This is a genomic window from Bacillus sp. PSXD-155, from assembly GCF_049310765.1.
GTDB classification, from domain to species: Bacteria; Bacillota; Bacilli; order Bacillales; family Bacillaceae_G; genus Bacillus_A; species Bacillus_A cereus.
In genome coordinates this window covers 19524-39321 of sequence record NZ_JBMOWC010000044.1, presented here as the reverse complement: position 1 = coordinate 39321, position 19798 = coordinate 19524, and the positions used below count along the sequence as shown (strand labels likewise).

The window sequence follows — 19798 nt, the reverse complement described above, 5'->3', positions numbered from 1 at the left end:
TTTAAGGCAATTATTTACTTATAATAGAAATTATTACAGGAGGATTATTATGGCTACATCCATTGATTTAAAATACGTCTGCGATCTTATACATCAATCATTTTCAATACCAATTCATTTTTTAACCCCAAGTAATCGTATATTATTTGAATATAAAAATGAAGCGAATTATAATCCTCTTTACTCTTGCAAAGAGGATTATCTAGATATATCCTCTGAGAAAAATAAACTAGATAACTTTCCTATTCTCAGGACTAATCGTTGTCTAGAAAATTTTATTTTCATTCGTATAAATAATCAAGAATCTATAAAAGGAACTTTAGTTGTAGGACCTTCTATAGAAAAAAAAATATCACAAGATATGGTTATGCAGCTTATTCACATATTTAATTCAGATATTACCATAAAAGATATCACTGCTTACTTTGATTCTGTACCTGTGTATAATAAACTCCTTTTTATTCATATAGGTCTTTTGCTACATTACATAATTTTTAATGAAAAGTTAGATATGCATACCTTTTGGGAAAAAAATAAGATACTAAATGAATCATCTTATCCATCTTTAGACCTTGACATATATATTTCGGCAAAAAGGCAAAATCATTCTAATGACTACAATATAACATTAGAAGAACAGTTTTTCTCAGCTATTACAGAGGGAAATAAAGAAAAGCTCATAAAATACGCCTACTCCTTTCCTCAAGAAAATGCGGGTATATTATCCAAAACAAATCAACTGAGAAACCAAAAAAACAACGGAATTATTGCCATTACGTTAGCTACTCGATATGCAATCAAAGGGAATCTTCCTTCTGAAATTGCCTTTTCACTTAGTGATCTCTATATACAAAAGATTGAACAAATAGATAACATATATGCTGTAAACCGGCTAATTGAAGAGGCTTTATGTACATTTGCAGATTATGTGAAAGAATATAATGAAAAACAATATTCTAAGAAGATAAATATGTGTTTAGATTATATTGCTAGAAATATTTATAATGATATCACTGTTAATGCTCTTGCAAATTATATACAAATAAATCCGAGTTACCTATCAGATATCTTTAAAAAAGCAGTTGGAATTACATTAAAACAGTATATCCAAAGAGAGCGAATAGAAGAGGCAAAAAGAATATTAACCTTGACCCAATATCCTGTCTCTACAATTTGTCATATGTTAAATTTCCATGATCAAAGTTATTTTATAAAAGTTTTTAAAAGATTTACAAGTATGACCCCTAAGCAATATCGTGAAAAACATACTGTACTTTAAACTTCTCTCACTTCACGACCTTGCATCTTATTTGTAGTGGGAATTTCCTGTGAACACGGATACAACTACCACTTCTCTTAATACACTTTCAAAAACATTGGGATATTACAATTTCCCTCCCAGTTTCCTGGGAGGGTTAATTTTATATTAATATATTTTATTATAATCCGTTCAAGCCCTCCTATTATTCTATATTAAAATTAAAAATCCTCTTCAATTAACTTTTTCATCTCTCTTGTCTACTCCTATGTTACTGTTATGAACCTTCTTTTATTGAATACTTAATATTTTTCTAATTTCTCCTTCCTTCTTCTCATTAAGATTAAAACGACACTAATAAACAAAATACCGATTATACCAATGATCTCCCCATTTTCTAAAACAGAGGATTCTGAACGATTTTCTTTTGGTTTTTCTTTTTCTGTCACTTCATATGGAATCCGATGCCCTCTCACTAATAATCGATGCGTATTTACACCATATGGCGTACAAGTCAGTAATGTGGCGTAATCCTGATCATTTACAATCAGTAAATCCTCTATCTCACTTGGTAATACCACTTTAATTTGATTTACTTGATACGCGAGAATCTTCCCTAAAGAATGAATATAAAATACATCTGACTCCTTCATTTTATCTAAATCTGTAAATAATATTGCTGAAGGTAGGCCTCGATGCCCTGTTAATACAGTATGTGTGCCTGCTCCACCCACAGGTAAGGAGGATTTATCTAAATGTCCTACCCCACGACTTAATACTTCTTCCGAAGTCCCTTGATAGATAGGTAGTTTCACCTTAATTTTAGGAATTTCGACATATCCCATCACATCTCCTATGTTAAGTGCATCAGCATAGGATTTCCCACCAGTCTTTTCTTTTTCTGCAAATGGATCTGCAAATGTTTGAGTAGAATTTTGTACGTTCTTATTATACTCCTTTGCTTCCTTTTCCCTGCGTTCCAGCTCTCCCTTTTGCAAAGCTTTTACTTTGGCATCATAAGAACTAACCTGTGAGTAATGTGTTTGAGTTGCGAACCAGTTGCTGATCGTTGGATATAAGAAAATCCCTAGTCCTAATACAAAAATACAGCCAAAGATAACATTTCGTTTCATAGTAACTCCTTTACCTATTAAAATATGAAAAAGAGGAAAGCATTCGCTTCTCCCCTTTTTACATCAAACATTATATTTTTTTAAAACTTATTGGTTTACAGTCTTTCTTCTAATAAAGATAAATACTGCTGCAGCCATTAATAAAAGACCCACTGTAGTAAAGAGGATTGTGCCCATACCACCTGTAGACGGTAAATTCCAACCACTCTTATGATTCTCTACAGTTAATTTGATTGTCTGATTGTTTGCATCTATTGTGACATCAATTGGATCTTTTAATAATTGGTATGAACCTGTTGTGCCATCTTCTTTTGTATAGATAGGTGCTTTAGTCTCAACAATTTGGTATTCTCCATAAGGAATATTGTTCCAGTGAATCACACCATTTGCATCTGATACACCTTTCACTTCTTTACCTTCTACTACGACTACTTTACCGTTTTTGTCACGTAATTCAAATTCCGCGCCTTGTAATGTTTTAGTATGATCTTCACCATCAACTTTTGTTAAGGCAATATTACCTATTGTTGGAACTACAATAACTGGTTTTGTTTCTTTTTCTTTCGTTACATCATGGTTATTTGTAAAATCAACTTTCGCTGTATTTGGAATCTCCGTTCCAGCTGGTACCCCTTCTTTAATTTGTGATGTAATTTGTAAATGTAATTGTTTTTTGCCATCTAATTTAGTAAAGTCTTTTACTGTAGCTGTTACCTTTTGACCTTCTACAACTACTTCTACTACACTTGCATCTACTTCTACACCATCAATTTTTACAATTGGTTTACCTTGAATCATCAATCGATTATCTAATGTATCTGTTACAACATATTTTTTATAATCTTTAATATCCTCTGGAATTAATGTTTTAATATCATATGTGTAATCTTTCTTTGGATTAATTGGTAATGTTTCTAAATCACCATTGATTTTTTTATCAATTTCTGGCTCTTCGTAGTTTTTCACTTTAACTTCTACAACAACCCCAGATTTACTTGATCCATCAGGGCTAATAGTACCTGATTCTTTAATGAAAAATTCATATTTTGTTGGATCTAAAACATATCCAGTCGGTGCTTTTGTTTCTTGGAAGTAGTACTTACCATATGCTAATCCTTGTACACGAATTTTACCATCCGCACCTGTTACTAGATTTTTTTGAATTTCTGTACCATCTTCTTTAAATAATGAGAATTCCGCACCTGCTAGTGTTTTATCCTTTGCACCTGTTTTTGTTAATTCTACAGCACCGCGCTTAATTTCATTCTTTGGGTAAATATGAACATCATAGTTTAATACATCACCATTTGCACTTGTCATTGGAATATCCACTGTATACGTATTTGGATTTAAGTTTACATGTGGTGGTCCTGCAATTTCCTTTACTTCATAACGTCCTAATGGTAAGTCTTTAAATACAGCTTCACCTTTTTCATTTGTTGTTAACTGAATTGGTTTCGCATTATCTACAGGTTTTACATTTTCCTTTACAATCTTTCCATCACTTGTAATTTTCTCAAAAGAAGCAATTTGTTTAATCTCAAATGTTACACCCGCTAATGGCTTGGCATCCGTAGGTACTTCTTGATCTGTTGAACCATTGCTATTTAAACCTACATCTGGAGCTTTTTCTTGTTCATACTTATGAATTGTTAAAGAACCCTTATCTTTTGATGCTGCATTTACTAAAAAATTAGGTAATGCAGAAAACATTAATGCAAATGCTAATAATATACTAAATAATTTTTTCATAGTTTTTTCTCCCTTGTAAAATTATTAATAACTCTTTCTTTTTCGGAAAAATACAATAGTTGCAATTATCATTAGTGTTACGCCAATCGCATAAAAGATTGTTGTCCCGATTCCGCCAGTCTCAGGTATATTCCAATCACTTTTTTCATTTGCTACTTGTATCTTTTGTATTGGAGTTTTGGATGTTATTTGTACTTCAATTGGATCTCTTAGTAACATATATCCATTCGGCGCTTTTATCTCTTTAATTTTGTAGGTTCCAAATAATAATGGTCCAGAAATTGCTTTTCCATTTTTGTCAGTTGTTAAAATTCCAACCTCTTTACCATCTTTATCTAAAATTTGAAACACCGCATTTTCCAATTTTACATCTGAATTTTTCGCATCAATTTTTTCAAGCTCAACCTTCCCAATTGGTGGTACTACTTTAACTTCATTAGAAGTCGTTGGAGTATTATCAAACAATAACTTTGCTTTGTTTGGAATTCCACCTTTTTCTACATACTTTGTAATTTCTTCAGTAGATGCAGAACTTGCAATTTTCGATTTAATATACATTGTATATGTTTGTCCCGCTAAATACGCATAACTGCCATCTTTCTTTGGAAGTTCCATCACTATTCGTTTAGTTTTCTCATCAATTTTAGGTGTAACTTCGCTTGTCTTCCCTTGTGCATCGACCAGTTTCACTTCTAAAATATCAAGAATGTCTTCTAAGTCATCTTGCAATACAACCTTTTCTAGTTTCGCTGTATCATTTCCAAACTTGTAGTCTACGTTCCATGTAAACTCCTCATCTTTTCCCTTTAAAATTGCTTTTTCTACTTCTTTTTCATCCTGATCTGAAACTGTTTTGCTTACCTTTGGTTTTTCTGTTGGTGGTACTACTTTAGCTTCATTCGAGGCTGTGGGATTATTATCAAACAATAGTTCCGCTTTGTTTGGTATCCCACCATTGGCGATATACCTTGCAATTTCTTCAATAGATGCCGTATCCGTAATTTTAGATTTGATGTACATTGTATATGTTTGTCCCGCTAAATACGCATAACTGTCATCTTTCTTTGGAAGTTCAATCGTTACTCGTTTGGTTTTCTCATCAATTTTAGGTGTAACTTCAATTGCCTTTCCTTGTGCATTAACCAGTTTCACTTCTAAAATATCAAGAATGTCTTCTAAATCATCTTGCAATACAACCTTTTCTAGTTTCGCTGTATCATTTCCAAACTTGTAATCTACATTCCATGTAAACTTTTCATCTTTTCCCTTTAAAATTGCTTTTTCTACTTCTTTTTCATCTTGGTCTGAAACCGTTTTGTTTACCTTTGGTTTTTCTGTTGGTGGTTTTACATATACCTCGTTAGAAATTGTCGGTTTATGATCTGATAAAAGTTCTGCTTTGTTTGGAATTCCATCCTTAGCAATGTATTTTGCAATTTCTTCATTTGATGCACTATCTGCAATTTTTGAGGTAATGTGCATTGTATAGATTTCATCTGTTAAATAGGTATAACTTCCGTCTTTTTTTGGAAGTTCTATAGTTACCTTTTTTGAAATTTGATCAATCTTTGGTTCAATTTTTATTGTTTCACCCTTTTTGTTGACAACCTTTACATCAACGATATCTAAAATGTCTTCTAGATCATCTTGTAATACAATGGAATCATAAGCACTTGGGGTATTCCCAAATTCATATTTTACATTCCAAGTAAATTTTTCTTTTCTATCTAATAGAGTAGCTTTCTCTACATCAGTTTCATCCTGATCTGAAACTGTTTTTTTAACTTTTGGTTCTTCAATTGGTGGAGTTACTGTAACTTTATTAGATTCCAATGGCTTGTTATCTAATATCATCTGTGCTGTATTTGGAATACCACCTTTTGAGATAAACTGTTTCAAAATTTCGATATTTGTTCCTGGTCTAATTTTGGCTGTGATGGTTAATTTATATTGTTGTCCTGCCAGATAATCATAGGATCCATTTTTTTGTGGGATTTTGTAGATAACACTAGATTTCTCTTTATCTATCACAGGTTTTACTGCAATTTCCTCGCCATTTTTATTTATTAATTTTGTATCAAGAATATCTAAAATATCTTCTAAATCATCTTGCAAAATAATCTCTTGATTTTTTGCTACATCGTATTCAAAATTAAAATTCACATCGTATGTAAATTTTTCATCTAATGCTTTTAACGATGCTGCCTTCACCAATTTTTCATCTGAATCTGAAACCTTTTTCGTTATATCAGTTGAACAATTAGATGCATTGGGATTACCTTGTGCCTTTACAACGGGAATTTCAAACTTCTCATCATATGAGATAAAATAGCCTCCAGCAACATTAAACTCATTTAACTGAGGTGTTGTTTCTTTCACCTTATAAGTAATTATGTAATTCCCTTCTGGTTGTCCCTCTAAATCCCAAGTAATTTGATTATTATTGATCACAGGTTTTGTAGTCATACCATTTGGCCCAGATACTTTTACATCATCTACTTGCAGATTTTTATAGATATCCAAAATCATTTTATCTTTTTCTTTTTTTGTAACTTGAGTTACTGTTTCAATTAACTTTTTAGAGAATTCTTCAATATTATTTGATAACACAAACCATTCTGGTTTCGTTGCCATGCTTTCAAGTATATTTCTTGAGTAGGGACCAACCTCACGGTCATATTTATCATAATACTGATCTGCTGCTGCTAAGGTTTCTTTATTTTCCCAAAAAGCAGTGACTAATTTGTATCCTTTATTTTTTATGTTTAGCCCTTTCTCCTTAACCTCTCCTAAAGCTCCCTTGTAATCTTGTGCATACTCAGAAGACCAAGCTCGTCCTGACCAATCACTTACTTGATTTGACATTTTATGAATATATCCATCTGTTTGAACATTTGCAACGCCATCTGTTACGAGTAAGAAGATTGTTTCACGATTTGGATCATCTGCTCCTTTTTCTCTCTCATATTGCTGTAAAGCAAATTCTAAACCACTGGCAGTTGGGGTACCGCTATTAGGATTAATTCTATCAATCCCTTGCTTTGCTGCCCCTAGATTATGAGTTAATCCAGATTGTAAAATTGTTTTGACCCCTGGCCCACTATTGTTTAATAATTGACCATATATCCCTTTAAACCCCTTATAATCTTGATAACTTGTCACCATAACACGATCATTTTGTGGATCAAGTTGATCTACAATTTTTTTCAATGCACTTTTTACACTTCCTATAGAACCTTTAAAACTCCCACTAGCATCTTGCACAATAACGAAATCTACCTTCTTTTTATTAAGCGGCCACTGGAAATTTATTTGTCCTTCATGTTCCCTCAAACACATACTAGCTGTTTCTTTTGTTTGTAATTTATGTTCTATATTTTTGACAGGTGATGCAGCCAGAGAGATTAATCCTGGTGAAAATAACTGTAAGAATAAAAGAATTGTTAAAAATATTGATATGTTTTTTTTCATAACTTTTCCTCCTTTGCCCTCCTTTTCATTAGAATACGTTCTGTATATAAATGATCTGTAAGTAACAAAGAAAAATTGAAACATCTCCTTTCTCCTTTATGCTAAATTTAGACAAATGTTACTTACTTCATAAAATATTAAGAAGTTAACTAGATAATTTATGGTAAATTTTATGGATTTATGGTATTTTTAAAATTTTTTAAGTCGTTAAATGTAATATTTTATACAAATAGGAGTTTTTATAAGATTTAAAAGGAGTTAATAAAATAAGGTGTAATATGGGGGGCAAACCAGTTATGAAGGAAACATGATGATTATTGTAGCAAATCTGTCCGTGAATGTTTAAAAATATACAGACATCCGTAAGGTGTGAAATCACTATTTACAAATATATTTTTTATAGATTTATGTATATCTGTAAAAGTACACCCTTAGATAAAATATAATTTTCACACCATAAACTACTTCAAAGGGTACCAAAATGTACTTAAGCCACACTTCATAAGTACACACAATTTTTGAGATATGTTTGTTGGATGATTTTATGCTTAATGGAGGGGAATATTGTTCCTAACAGTTGGATACAACATGGAGAGCCCCCTTATTGTGCTATTTATTATTTTGTATATGCAATCTGGTACATGAAATTATATAATTAAGCTATTCCTTTGTTTTTCTTTTAAAATTCTTATAGCATTATATATGAATATTATGTTATTATATAAATAGAAAATTTGTTTCCATTGTTTATACTCTATTGTACGTAGCGTGAAGGACAAACCTTACGCCCTGTTAACTCGGGCGAGGTTTGTCCTTTTTTTATTTTAAGGAGGAATTTACTATGAAAAAGGTCTACAAAATTGGAGCAGTTCTTACAACTTTATGCGTTGCTTGTATCGCGATCTTTACTTTAACTAAGAATGAATCAGTCAAAACAGAAACTATAGCACCAGAAAAAACAATTGTATCTGCTGCAGATGTAAAAGGAGCACCTGAGAATATAAAAGATATTTCAAAAGAAGAATTAAAGCAAAAAATAAAATCCCATGAAGAATTCATTGTGTATTACGATCAACCAACCTGTCATTATTGTAAAAAGGCTGCGCCAGATATCAATAGTATGTCGAAAAAGCATGATAGAACCATTTATCGTATTGATATCTCTACACCAGAAAATCAAAGCGCCTTTCAAGAGTTCGACATTCCAGGTACTCCAGTTGTCGTAGCTTATAACAGAGGTGAAGAAGTTGAACGTCTAGAAGGAGCCGTTTCAACTGCTACATATGATGGTTTCTTTGCAAGACGTAATTCGAGCGCTAGCTAGTATAGTGCTCGTTTTTCTTTGTAAGAAAGGAGAATTAACATGCCACAAAACGCCCGTATTCATTCTTTAGACATAATAAGAGGTATAGCCATACTATGTATCCTGTTTGCGAATCTACCCACTATGACGGGACTAGATCCCTTTAATCAAGCGGGTTATATTGGTATAGATAAAGTAATTCGCTTTTTAGTAGATTTATTTATTCAATCAAAGTTCTATACTATTTTCGCATTCTTATTTGGAGTAGGATTTTACATCTTTATGAAAAATACAGAAGCAAAAGGATATCCCATGTATAGATTATTTATACGGAGACTGTGTATCTTACTAGTCTTCGGTTTACTCCACTTCACCTTTCTATGGTACGGAGATATTTTACATGCGTATGCTTTAGCTGGATTTATTCTATTATTCTTTTATAAGCGATCTACTAAGCTTATTTTTATAGCTGGTTGTAGTTTCCTACTAGTTAGTTATGTATTACATATTATTGTATTTTTACGAACAAGTTCTTCTATTCCAGAAGTGCCAAACTACTATCAATATATGTTTACAGGCAACACTACCAATCACACGGTAAATTTATTTACACATTATTCACATCAAGTAAAAGCACGTCTTTTCTTTCTAATGACTCAGGAATTTCAGCAACTACTAATAGGAATTCCGGAATATATAGGGTTATTTTTAATCGGTTTATGGGCTGGCAAGAAAAATATTTTTAAAAGGGTACCAGAATTAATACAGCAAATTAGATTTTTACAGTGGAGTTCGTTATGTATTTCATGTCTTCTCTCTTATCCTATTATCTACTACTTTATAAAAACGAATGTCTATTACTCTCAGGATATACAACTATGGATTCTATTTGGAGGGAAAACGCTAGCTATATTCTATATTTGTACCCTACTTAGAGTTTGTGAGAATAAAAAATATATAGAGTGGCTGCAGCCCTTTATGAACGTAGGTAAATATGCTTTAACGAATTACATTAGCCAAAGTATACTAACTCTTGTCATTCTTTCTTTGTACTTTAAAGATGTCTCACACGTATATTACTGGCAACTATGTATCTTTGGGCTTTTAATTATATTTGTACAAATTATATTCAGCAAAATTTGGAGTAAATATTTCCGCTATGGTCCTATTGAGTGGTTATGGAGAAAAGGAGTTTACAAGAAATAGACTATTTTTCATCAGTACATGCAATTAACTGAAAAAAGTGATAAAATATTATATGAAAGATTAAAGATATATTTGTGGTTGTAAAATGGTGTTATAAAAATAAAGTGGTTCAAGTCAGAGAAAGGCACCTTGTGGTGTCTTTTCTTTATGCATAAAAAAGCCTCATCTTCCTATAGAAAAGATAAGGCCTATATGGGGTCCCACCATATGTCTATCAACCTAACAGTGCAGATTCCCCCAAAAATGATAAAAATGAACTTCATTGCTATAAAAGACTTTTATTTTTCGTTTTGGAGGTATTTGTATTCTTAGCTTGCTGGTGATGTTGCTATACCCCAATATGAGCAATCATCATAGCAAAAATTGTAATAGCTTTCAATTGAGTTGTATTCATATTGGAAAAAGGTCTTTAATTGATAGTTCCTCTAAATTTATTTGGTCCAGTAAATTCAAGATAATAGTTAGAAGACTTATCAACTGACACAGTAACTGTACCATCTTTACCTGCTGATATTTCGTATGAACCTATTGTATTATCAAAAATAAGGTCTTTTCGCTTGAGTTTAAATTTCAATGAAATGTTATCATTATTTCTTATCTTAATTGTAAATGAACTTTTTCCTGTGAATAAGTAATTTGTGTATAAGGTAGCACCGTTTGAGCTTCCTTCAATACCATATCCACCTTGCGTAGAAAGATTCCAAATCGAATCTGGTTTTGATGTACCATAAAGTACAATTCCGTTTGGAACTCCTACGCCTGGTCTTACATCATTTACACCTACATTTTTTTGTGTTTCATAGAGTACTGCATTTTTAAATTCATTAGAATCTAGTCCTTGCGATTCTAATTCAGCAGCGCTGACATTAACGCTAAATCCACTAGTTACAACAGCTGCAGCTAAAGCTAGTGAAGATAATTTAGTGAACATTTTACTCATAAATATCGCTCCTTAGTTATAATTATTTAACTTTCAATATAAGAGACTTTTTATTATAAATAGCGTTAATTAATTAACGCTTGTCTTCAAAATAGCCTGTCCATGTTTTATTCGGTTCTTGATATACCTTTTTCAAGTACCATGTGATACCATATTCTTTGATTGTGCTTGGTACCGAAGCTTTAGAAAAATACCCTGGTTTTAACATCCAAAGAGTTCCCGCTGCCGCTGCTCTAGTAACCTTTTCTTGCTTCGGACTTTCAGTGTTAGGTGTTGCAGCCATCGCTCCACCTGCACCAGATAACATAATACCAGTCGCTAATGCTCCAACTACTAATTTCTTAAACATACAAATTCCCCCTCAAATATTTTTATATCTTACACAACAAACTTAACACATTTTACAAATAATGTTAGTTTAATAAACTTGATAAAATAATATTCAATTATTCAGAAATTAAAACATCAAACATTAAAGTGGTCTCGCCACATCTCCATCAAGTTAAAATTTTGCAGCACCCCTTGAACAAAAAATTGTACATTTTCACCTGGAGATGGCAATTTTCTCGTTTTGGGGTATTTGCTTTTCTTAGCTTGATAGCGATGTGGCTGTACCCCTACTAAACTACAAAGAAACAATTCTCCTTTAGGCCGTCAAACATTATGCTAACAAAACACACACCAAAAAAACCAATTCCCGTGTAATGGAATTGGTTTTTTTGTGTGCAATCCAGTCAATACAGCAACTTGAACCCACATTTTCAAATGTAGTCATATTAATCTTACCATAATTTTAAAATTCTTAAACAAAAAACTAAATCACTAGTAAGTTACGCGAATCCATTGCTTTTTCATCAAGAAATCTGAAGTATAACAACAATTAAGTTCATACTAGCATGAACAACAAATGATACTAGTAACTTATTAGTACGCACATATACTAAAGCCAGTATAACTCCAATTAAAAAATATCCAAATATAAACGGAAAATCAAAATGCATGATAGAAAAGAACAATGCGCTTATTAGTATGCTCCAAGTTTGCTTAAACTTAGACATTAAAATGTTTATGGCCGCATAACGAAAAACAAACTCTTCTACTAAAGGTGCAAAAAGAACAATTGAAACAAGTGCCACAGGAGATATTGCTGCAGCAGCGACTGTACTAGACGTATTTGCTGATTGCGTAGTTAACTGAAATACACTCTTATCTAAAACACTACCAACCATCTGCGCAAGAAATACTACTATGATCCCAACTAAAATCCATACAAATGAATTTCTTGATAATTTAATCGATAACTTGGGATCATTCATTAGTTCTTTACTATATATAAGAAAAATGATTATTAATGTAAGTGAAAATCCAATTAGTTCCCAATGCACAAGAAGTTGTTGGATTGCTTGCTGCTGGTTTCCCTGAATATCATACCAGCCCGTCTTCGCTAGCAATTGTACACCTATAATTCCAACAAATTGAGTCATTATAAAATATATAAGTATGATATAACTTGATTTATGTATATTACTATTATTCATGTTTATGTATTTACCCTCCACTTTTTGTTATTTTATTAACGATTTTGTTAAATTTTGATCCATCCATTTTTTCTACGTCTTTCCGCTAAACACATTTTTCCAGAAAACCTCACGTAAATATGCCGTATATACAGTATCGCTAATAGCTAAAACGATTTTTTTTACCATAGTGAACCTCCTACAAACTCTAACGTTGGGTTAAAATCATGTTTTCAATTGGAATTTGCGCCTGAAGATGAACCTTCCCAATAATCTCATTCAGAATATACTCCATTTCAACTTGTTCCATTGGACGTGGAGCTCCAAAATCAGAATTTAGTTTTACTCGTATTTCTAATCGATCTTGTATCTCATGTAAAGGTGTATCAAGATAAAGAAAGCTGTAGTATAAAACACCATCTTCAATGTTTTTTTGAATCATATCCTTTGTTTGATGAATAAATGTAACCTCAGCAACCTCAATAAAAGGATTATCAATGGTTACTTTGCTATTCCAATTTAAAGTCCAAATCTCGCAATGCTCTTCCGCATGCACAACAACTCCGTTTACAGAAGGCGTAATTGAAAAGAAACGATCTACAGGAACTTTGGTTAATAAAGTGGTATCACCTTTCACTAATTCAAATCCTCTTTCTAATCGTTCATGTTCAAAAGCATATTCAGCACCACTGTATGCAACTTCACAAAATACTTGTTCTAATAATGGACGAATTCCCTCATATGTTCGTATAGCAAACACACTAAATTCCTGTGTTTCATCTGTTCGAATGATTTCGTACAATTCATATTCGGATGCATTTGCTAAGGCAAAAGGAATGTCCTTTATAAAATTCGGATCATTATATAACTTCTCAGGTATTTGTGTTTCAGGATGATGTATAAACTCTAGACATAATTGATACCCTTTTAAAAATGCATTCTTAATAGCTGCAGGAAATAGAGTTTCAAAACGCTTTACATTATTTTTAAACGTTTTTTCTTCAATTTCGTTATTAAATTCTCTTTCTTGTAATATATTTGCTTTATTCCCTAGTAATAAAAAGTAGTGATTAATAATGCGACTAATATTCTCCTCAAATGCTGCATTGTCCTCACAATACTTTGTAAATCTCTCTTTACTCATGTTTACAATTTCATTCATAGTTCAAATTCTCCCTTTTTTTGATATTTATACAAAAAAAGACACACCGATGGCAGGTTATGTGCCTTCGGTGTGTCCGTTTAGCTAGAAATTAAATCTATTAATTTTTATATTTATCTTAATTAATTGTTGTTCACGTATAAGAATACCTCTATGAATTTTAAAAGTCAATAGATTAATTACCCCCTTGGAAACTTATATTTATTCCTTCTTTCTATTTTTCTATGTATCTAATCTAAAAAAATACAAGTAATTAAATATAAATAATCACAAGTATTTTATATACAAACAACAAGAAATATATATAACTAAACTCAATTATTAATTATAAAGAGATTCAGCAAATACCTCTAAAACCTTGTATTACATACGTTCCTTGCTTTTAAGATAAATTCCCTATCGTAATATCCCCAATACAAACAAGTCTTACATAATATAAATCACAAATTAAGAAGTTAAATGCCATATTACTCAGAATTCACAAGTCTATAATAATATTATTATGATAATCACAAGTATTGAATCGAATTATAAACAAACTGAATCGTATTCAAACGCAGCATTAACAGCTTATATACTTGCGTAAAAATGCTCGTAGAAACATTTTCCTAAATAAAAAAGCATGTCTTCAAAGTACAGAACATGCCAAATAACCCTTGCTTTCAAGTGATTTTTTAACAAGGGCTGCTGTATTTATTTTTTTTAAAATTACACAAAGTCAGGATAAATACCATTTTGCTTATAATAATTTATCCTTGTATCGTGTCTTTCTTCTACAGATAAGCTTTTTTCTTTAAAATCCGTCCAGGAATCTCTAAACTGTACACGCATAAATGCTGGTATAGAGAATATTTCTTGCTCTTTCGTACAACTTTCAACTTGATCTAATGCATAAGTCATTGCGTAAATTAGTAATTCATTTTGTTTTTGATTTGTTGGTAAATAGATTGCGTGATCAACAATTTCTTGTCTAAATGCAGTCATAATATTTTCTTTATCTTTTTTTCGTAATGCTTGTCCCATATGCTTTAAACGAGACACTGCTTCTTTTCTGCACTTTGCTACTGGTCTATGTAATTCTTTTTTATCATTCTCTATTACGCAGTTTGAAGAAAACACCACACTAAACTTCTCAATGATGATTTGTTTTACTTGTTTTCTTATACTTGCAATTCGTGATTCATTAGAATTTTTCTCTTTAGAGTCAATTGCAGTAAATTGCACAATAGGTTTTATAATTTCTATGTATTGTCGTACTTTTTTTGCATTACGCTTTAATCTTTCTTTTAAGAAAGCCATTCTTCTTGTGATCTGGAACCCATCAATATTATGTTTATGATGTTCCATACCCACTTTTCTTGAAAAAGTGTTGATTAAATCAAGAAGGAACATAATTCCCCTATTATCACGAGCCTTTACTAGACTACTCAGTATCATTGTTTGGATAAGATGAAATGGAATACGGAAATACGAAAGCGTTATACCTGACATATTTGAAGTTTCCGAAGCAGTATGGTTATACAATGCATACTCTACAATTTCATATACAGTACGATTTCCAACAGGTGTTTCTTTTACAAGCTTTCGCTCCAAACAAACTTGAAAACCTGTATAAATTGTTGTGTAGGGAATCCCACTTTTCTTAGCAAGATCCATTATTTGAAATTCACGTGGTAGCATCCCTATATCATTGCATTCAAAGTGAAGCAAGATGTAAGTAGCTAAAGCTGAAGATGATAACTCTTTTCTTTCATTTTCTAGTTTTACGATATTTAATAGTCCATCAAAAAACTTAACCCCATGAACTTTAAAGTTCTGTTGGGAAAAAGCCATTTGCGTATACATAATGTTGCTAACTCCTTTCGAAAGAGCAGAAAAAGGCACTGTCATACCACGGATACAAAAATACTACTCTCTAAAAAAAGTAATACCTGTATAACCACGGTAAACAATGCCTAAAAATACGCAAGGAATCCCCTTTTTAAGTTGCACAAATACATAAGATACAGTAAAATTATCTTATAATTTCATGCAAAATAAAAGGGTTTATTGGCTTTGCTTATCGCAGTTCCTGGAACATTTTTTTGGGATTTGGGTTTGCGGTATACCCCAATGAAATAGTTGGCGCTATTTCATTGGGCTGATGAACCTTTTTTTTGCTATATTATATTTTATTTTTTTATTATATAAATATTTAATTGTTAATAAATCTATATCTAGAAAAATACAAAATTATTAAAGTAACTACATCATATATAGTTTCATTCATGGTTGCAAGGTGATTTTTCAAAAGTATGCCCTTTGCTAAGTGACTATGAATGAAAAACTCCCACCCAACCACCTCATTGAGCGCCGCTCAATCAAAAGTCAATTCAAAACAAGTAAGAACTACTTAAATATCCGCTGATCATCTACCTGATTACCGCTCAATTAACAAAAACCTCACTATTAAAGCGTAAAAATGGTACTTTTCCATCTCCCTACCTATAATCACTCAATTAATCGCCGGTCACTTATATAAAGGAACCCACTATTATTTTTAATAGGTTGATTGGTGATTGATTGGCTGATTTTATTATATTAAACGAATTTACGATCAGTCAATCAATCACCGGTCAATCGTATTCTTTTTTCGAGGTGACTGACCAGCGAATGATTGAGTGGATGTTTATAGATGTAAGTTTTAGTTAAAAAAAACTATGCATTTTTAATAAACCTGCTTAGCTGGCAATCTATTTTTTTAGGTTTCATTCTACTAATCAAGTAAAATAAAACTATTATTATATAGCAGGATATAAATAGAGAAAATTGATTCGATACCAAAACCTTTTTTCGAAACTTTAAGAGAACATGGTACAACTTATTTCGTATATGGGTACAGAGTTGCGAAATCTAAGTTAAATTTAGGAGAATTTAATTCATTAAAAAAAGCCAGACAATACATTTACAAATATGCTTGTAATAATCCTCAATGACTAAATGCAGACGGAGACATTAATGAATATAACAATAAACCATCTAGACCTGAAAGTGATAATAAATGGTATAAGGGCGTAGACCAACGGTAGGTGGGAGATGAATTTCGGTTTGGCGTAGCCAAAAGGTTTTGCATTTTATGTTGCCTCTGATATAATCAGTCTTATAAATTATAAAGGTTGGTATATCAATGAAATTAGATAGCAATAACCATTCAGTATTCTCGTTGTATTATCACCTTGTATTGGTCGTGAAATACAGAAGAAATGTATTTGATGATGATATGTCAGACTATGCAAAAGATATGTTTGTTCGACTATCTGAAAGCTATAACATCACATTAGTTGAATGGAATCATGATATAGATCATGTTCATATTTTGTTCAAGGCACACCCTAATACAGAAATGACAAAATTCATCAATGCTTATAAAAGTGCAAGCTCTCGACTAATCAAGAGAGACTTTCCACAAGTGAGAAAGAAACTATGGAAAGAGATGTTTTGGTCAAGAAGTTTTTGCTTACTAACTACTGGTGGTTCATCAATAGATGTAGTAAAAAAATATATTGAAAATCAAGGTGAAAAGTGAGGTGAAATGATATGACAAAGCATAATAAAGCATATAAATTCCGTTTGTATCCAACAGGAGACCAAGCACATCTTATGCGTAAAACCTTCGGTTGTTTACGTTTCGTGTATAACAGAATGTTAGCCGAACGGAAAGAAGCGTATGAAAAACACAAAGATGATAAGGAACAACTAAAGAAACAAAAGCTTCCCACTCCTGCGAAATACAAAGCAGAATTTGAGTGGTTAAAAGAAGTTGATTCATTAGCATTGGCAAATGCTCAACTAAACTTGCAAACTGCCTATAAGAATTTCTTTAGTGGTCAAAATGACTTCCCAACATTCAAAAGCAAAAAAGACAGAAAGTCTTATACAACGAATGTAGTGAACGGAAATATTATGTTGCTTAACGGTCATATCAAATTGCCAAAACTGAAAATGGTACGTATCAAACAGCATAGAGAAATACCACAAGACCATATAATCAAGTCATGTACGATTTCTATGACACCTACTGGTAAATACTATGTGTCTATCTTGACTGAATACGAAAAAGAGATTGTACAAAAAGAAGTAGAAACAGTTGTTGGATTAGACTTTGCGATGGATCAATTATACGTCAGTTCTGAGGATGAGAGAGCCAATTATCCTAAGTTCTATCGTGAAATGTTAGACCGATTAGCAAAGGCACAACGAGTATTATCAAGAAGAACAAAAGGTTCTATTCGTTGGTATAAACAACGTATCCGTGTAGCTAAGTTACATGAAAAAGTAGCGAACCAACGTAAGAACTTCCTTCATCATAAGTCTAAAGAGTTAGCTACTCATTTTGATGTTGTAGCTATTGAAGATCTAAATATGAAAGGAATGTCGCAAGCACTTCATTTTGGAAAAAGTGTCGCTGACAATAGTTGGGGTATGTTCACTTCTTTTTTAGCTTATAAACTACACGAACAAGGCAAACAACTTGTGAAAATAGACAAATGGTTTCCTTCCACAAAAACATGTAGCAGTTGTGGAAATGTGAAAAATATGTCATTGCCTGAGCGAGTATATTCTTGTATATGTGGTGTAAATCTCGATAGAGATTATAACGCAGCTATCAATATCAAAAATGAAACAATACGCCTATTAGCGTTAGTATAAGATAGCAATAAAATAACCCTTGGAACGAGGGAGTTAGCTCGGTTGTCTTAGGACGAATTCGTTAGCTATCAAAAGTAACGACTAACCGAGAAGCCCTCACTTCAAACCGTCCATTAGGACGTTAAGTGGCGGGTAGTTCACAGATTGGAAGAAATAAAATTAGAAAACGCTTTATTTTGTAAAATAACAAAACGAAATATACCTAAGTGCCATGATGAATGAATCCTATTGTCTATCAATGAACTAAGCTTTAGAAATGAAATTAAAGATAAAAAAAATAAAAGACTATCAAATGATAGCCTTTTTATTTTTTTCCAAAAAGCTTTGAGAAAAAGCCGCCTTTTTGCTCAGTAGTCTCTTGTCGCTGAGCATTTGCACTTTTTTGTTCTTGTATTAATCGTATAGTGCTCATTAACTTTTCGTCACGTTCCTCTAAACGCTTATTAATTCTATCGAAATTATCCTGACTTTGTTTAGCCACCGCAGCGAAGAACTCCATGTTTTGTTTTGTTAATTCTTCAGTCACTTTAGCTGTAACTTCTTCAGTAATTTTTTCCGTCAAAGCTTCTATAAAGTCTGGATTGACCTGTTGTGTTTTCACTAATGAAGTTTCTTTTGGTTCACCATCACCGTCAACATCTTCAGCATAAACATTACGAATAACCGTCGGATCCATATCTAAAAGCCCGACAATTTCGTGCTTTTTCTTTGACTCAGAATAATAATGTTTTATCTTCTTTACTGTATCAATACTATCCTCATGAACATATTTAAGTTGGCGTTCTTTTTTAATGTTCAAGTACTCATCAAAATCATTCAACCATCTACGAAGAGTACTTTCAGGAATATCAAGCATGGTTGCTACTTCAGATACTCGATAATAACCATCGCTTAACTGTTCATCAATCATTTGCTCACCACCTAACTATATGATGCTTGTCCTATAATACATTATATAAAAATTCTATGGAAACTAAAAGAACCCCTTTGTAGATTCCGTAAAATATCATGAGTTTTTAAGTCTGAGCACTCAATCGTTCACTACTCATTTGTTTAGCTGTATACCAATAATATCTATGTTATCGAGCGGTGATTAGTCGGGTGAGCGTGATCAGCACTTGATTATGTACAAAAACACCTCCAAATTCTGTGAATCAAGCTACAAATTTAATATGAATTTTCACTCATTAAGATGCATCTCTGATAATAGTTACGTATTTATCCCTGCATTTATTACCGCAATAAGTACGTAACAATTTAAATATTAATTACGGTAATTATTACGGAAGTATTTAAAGTATTGATTTAATAAGGTTCTTGATTATCATTCGTAGATGTATTATAGTTAATATATACGATACTTCGGA

General features: G+C 32.0%; 14 protein-coding genes and 1 pseudogene. 6 read left to right on the top strand and 9 right to left on the bottom strand.

Annotated features, from left to right (window positions below; genetic code table 11):
• The first annotated feature begins 49 nt into the window (after positions 1–49).
• The gene (locus ACO6VI_RS26815; RefSeq protein WP_422424544.1) at positions 50–1279 is read left to right on the top strand and encodes a helix-turn-helix domain-containing protein; all 1230 of its coding nucleotides are present in this window, start codon (positions 50–52) and stop codon (positions 1277–1279) included.
• Positions 1280–1560: 281 nt separating this feature from the next.
• Here ACO6VI_RS26815 and ACO6VI_RS26810 read toward each other — a convergent pair whose 3' ends face one another.
• From ACO6VI_RS26810 to ACO6VI_RS26800, 3 genes are all read right to left on the bottom strand, one after another.
• Complete coding sequence (locus ACO6VI_RS26810; RefSeq protein WP_422424543.1) at positions 1561–2391, bottom strand: class C sortase; 831 nt, start codon at positions 2389–2391, stop codon at positions 1561–1563.
• An 87-nt stretch (positions 2392–2478) separates the two neighbouring features.
• Entirely contained in the window at positions 2479–4143 is a 1665-nt protein-coding gene (locus ACO6VI_RS26805) for a SpaH/EbpB family LPXTG-anchored major pilin (protein ID WP_199718568.1), read from the bottom strand.
• A gap of 24 nt (positions 4144–4167) precedes the next feature.
• Positions 4168–7614 carry an isopeptide-forming domain-containing fimbrial protein gene (locus ACO6VI_RS26800; protein WP_422424540.1) on the bottom strand — a complete coding sequence of 1149 codons (3447 nt, stop codon included), beginning with the start codon at positions 7612–7614 and terminating at the stop codon, positions 4168–4170.
• Positions 7615–8455: 841 nt separating this feature from the next.
• Between ACO6VI_RS26800 and ACO6VI_RS26795 the strand changes: the two genes are divergently transcribed.
• A complete protein-coding gene (locus tag ACO6VI_RS26795; RefSeq protein ID WP_422424538.1) occupies positions 8456–8938 on the top strand; it encodes a thioredoxin family protein in 483 nt (160 codons plus the stop codon).
• Between the two features lie 39 nt (positions 8939–8977).
• Entirely contained in the window at positions 8978–10123 is a 1146-nt protein-coding gene (locus ACO6VI_RS26790; protein ID WP_422424537.1) for a DUF418 domain-containing protein, read from the top strand.
• A gap of 409 nt (positions 10124–10532) precedes the next feature.
• Here the strand turns inward: ACO6VI_RS26790 and ACO6VI_RS26785 are convergent, their stop codons facing one another.
• The 5 genes from ACO6VI_RS26785 to ACO6VI_RS26765 form a co-directional block, all read right to left on the bottom strand.
• Positions 10533–11063 (bottom strand): hypothetical protein, encoded by a 531-nt coding sequence (locus tag ACO6VI_RS26785; RefSeq protein ID WP_000041370.1) that lies wholly within the window; start codon positions 11061–11063, stop codon positions 10533–10535.
• A gap of 73 nt (positions 11064–11136) precedes the next feature.
• On the bottom strand, positions 11137–11412 hold the full coding sequence (locus ACO6VI_RS26780) for an LCI fold-containing protein (RefSeq protein WP_000473825.1): 276 nt from the start codon (positions 11410–11412) through the stop codon (positions 11137–11139).
• 505 nt (positions 11413–11917) lie between these two features.
• Positions 11918–12601 (bottom strand): CPBP family intramembrane glutamic endopeptidase, encoded by a 684-nt coding sequence (locus tag ACO6VI_RS26775; protein WP_422424536.1) that lies wholly within the window; start codon positions 12599–12601, stop codon positions 11918–11920.
• A 187-nt stretch (positions 12602–12788) separates the two neighbouring features.
• Positions 12789–13742: a hypothetical protein gene (locus tag ACO6VI_RS26770; RefSeq protein ID WP_422424534.1), complete on the bottom strand. Its 954-nt coding sequence runs from the start codon at positions 13740–13742 to the stop codon at positions 12789–12791.
• Between the two features lie 708 nt (positions 13743–14450).
• A complete protein-coding gene (locus ACO6VI_RS26765; RefSeq protein WP_422424533.1) occupies positions 14451–15587 on the bottom strand; it encodes a hypothetical protein in 1137 nt (378 codons plus the stop codon).
• 953 nt (positions 15588–16540) lie between these two features.
• On the opposite strand from ACO6VI_RS26765, the pseudogene ACO6VI_RS26760 reads away from it, so the two are divergent.
• The 3 genes and pseudogenes from ACO6VI_RS26760 (at position 16541) to ACO6VI_RS26750 (ending at position 18431) form a co-directional block, all read left to right on the top strand.
• Positions 16541–16810: pseudogene (locus ACO6VI_RS26760) on the top strand (hypothetical protein).
• 98 nt (positions 16811–16908) lie between these two features.
• On the top strand, positions 16909–17307 hold the full coding sequence (gene tnpA / locus ACO6VI_RS26755; protein ID WP_046956862.1) for an IS200/IS605 family transposase: 399 nt from the start codon (positions 16909–16911) through the stop codon (positions 17305–17307).
• An 11-nt stretch (positions 17308–17318) separates the two neighbouring features.
• A complete protein-coding gene (locus ACO6VI_RS26750) occupies positions 17319–18431 on the top strand; it encodes an RNA-guided endonuclease TnpB family protein (protein WP_422424531.1) in 1113 nt (370 codons plus the stop codon).
• Positions 18432–18735: 304 nt separating this feature from the next.
• Here ACO6VI_RS26750 and ACO6VI_RS26745 read toward each other — a convergent pair whose 3' ends face one another.
• Positions 18736–19341 (bottom strand): DUF3967 domain-containing protein, encoded by a 606-nt coding sequence (locus ACO6VI_RS26745; protein ID WP_000564670.1) that lies wholly within the window; start codon positions 19339–19341, stop codon positions 18736–18738.
• Positions 19342–19798 lie beyond the last annotated feature (457 nt).

Excerpts from the sequence above, each read along its gene's own strand:
- ACO6VI_RS26785 (WP_000041370.1), bottom strand. The coding sequence starts at position 11,063 with ATGAGTAAAATGTTCACTAAATTATCTTCACTAGCTTTAGCTGCAGCT.
- ACO6VI_RS26745 (WP_000564670.1), bottom strand. The coding sequence starts at position 19,341 with ATGATTGATGAACAGTTAAGCGATGGTTATTATCGAGTATCTGAAGTA.
- tnpA (WP_046956862.1), top strand. The coding sequence starts at position 16,909 with ATGAAATTAGATAGCAATAACCATTCAGTATTCTCGTTGTATTATCAC.
- ACO6VI_RS26765 (WP_422424533.1), bottom strand. The coding sequence starts at position 15,587 with ATGTATACGCAAATGGCTTTTTCCCAACAGAACTTTAAAGTTCATGGG.
- ACO6VI_RS26810 (WP_422424543.1), bottom strand. The coding sequence starts at position 2,391 with ATGAAACGAAATGTTATCTTTGGCTGTATTTTTGTATTAGGACTAGGG.
- ACO6VI_RS26770 (WP_422424534.1), bottom strand. The coding sequence starts at position 13,742 with ATGAATGAAATTGTAAACATGAGTAAAGAGAGATTTACAAAGTATTGT.
- ACO6VI_RS26815 (WP_422424544.1), top strand. The coding sequence starts at position 50 with ATGGCTACATCCATTGATTTAAAATACGTCTGCGATCTTATACATCAA.
- ACO6VI_RS26790 (WP_422424537.1), top strand. The coding sequence starts at position 8,978 with ATGCCACAAAACGCCCGTATTCATTCTTTAGACATAATAAGAGGTATA.
- ACO6VI_RS26800 (WP_422424540.1), bottom strand. The coding sequence starts at position 7,614 with ATGAAAAAAAACATATCAATATTTTTAACAATTCTTTTATTCTTACAG.
- ACO6VI_RS26780 (WP_000473825.1), bottom strand. The coding sequence starts at position 11,412 with ATGTTTAAGAAATTAGTAGTTGGAGCATTAGCGACTGGTATTATGTTA.
- ACO6VI_RS26795 (WP_422424538.1), top strand. The coding sequence starts at position 8,456 with ATGAAAAAGGTCTACAAAATTGGAGCAGTTCTTACAACTTTATGCGTT.
- ACO6VI_RS26805 (WP_199718568.1), bottom strand. The coding sequence starts at position 4,143 with ATGAAAAAATTATTTAGTATATTATTAGCATTTGCATTAATGTTTTCT.
- ACO6VI_RS26775 (WP_422424536.1), bottom strand. The coding sequence starts at position 12,601 with ATGAATAATAGTAATATACATAAATCAAGTTATATCATACTTATATAT.
- ACO6VI_RS26750 (WP_422424531.1), top strand. The coding sequence starts at position 17,319 with ATGACAAAGCATAATAAAGCATATAAATTCCGTTTGTATCCAACAGGA.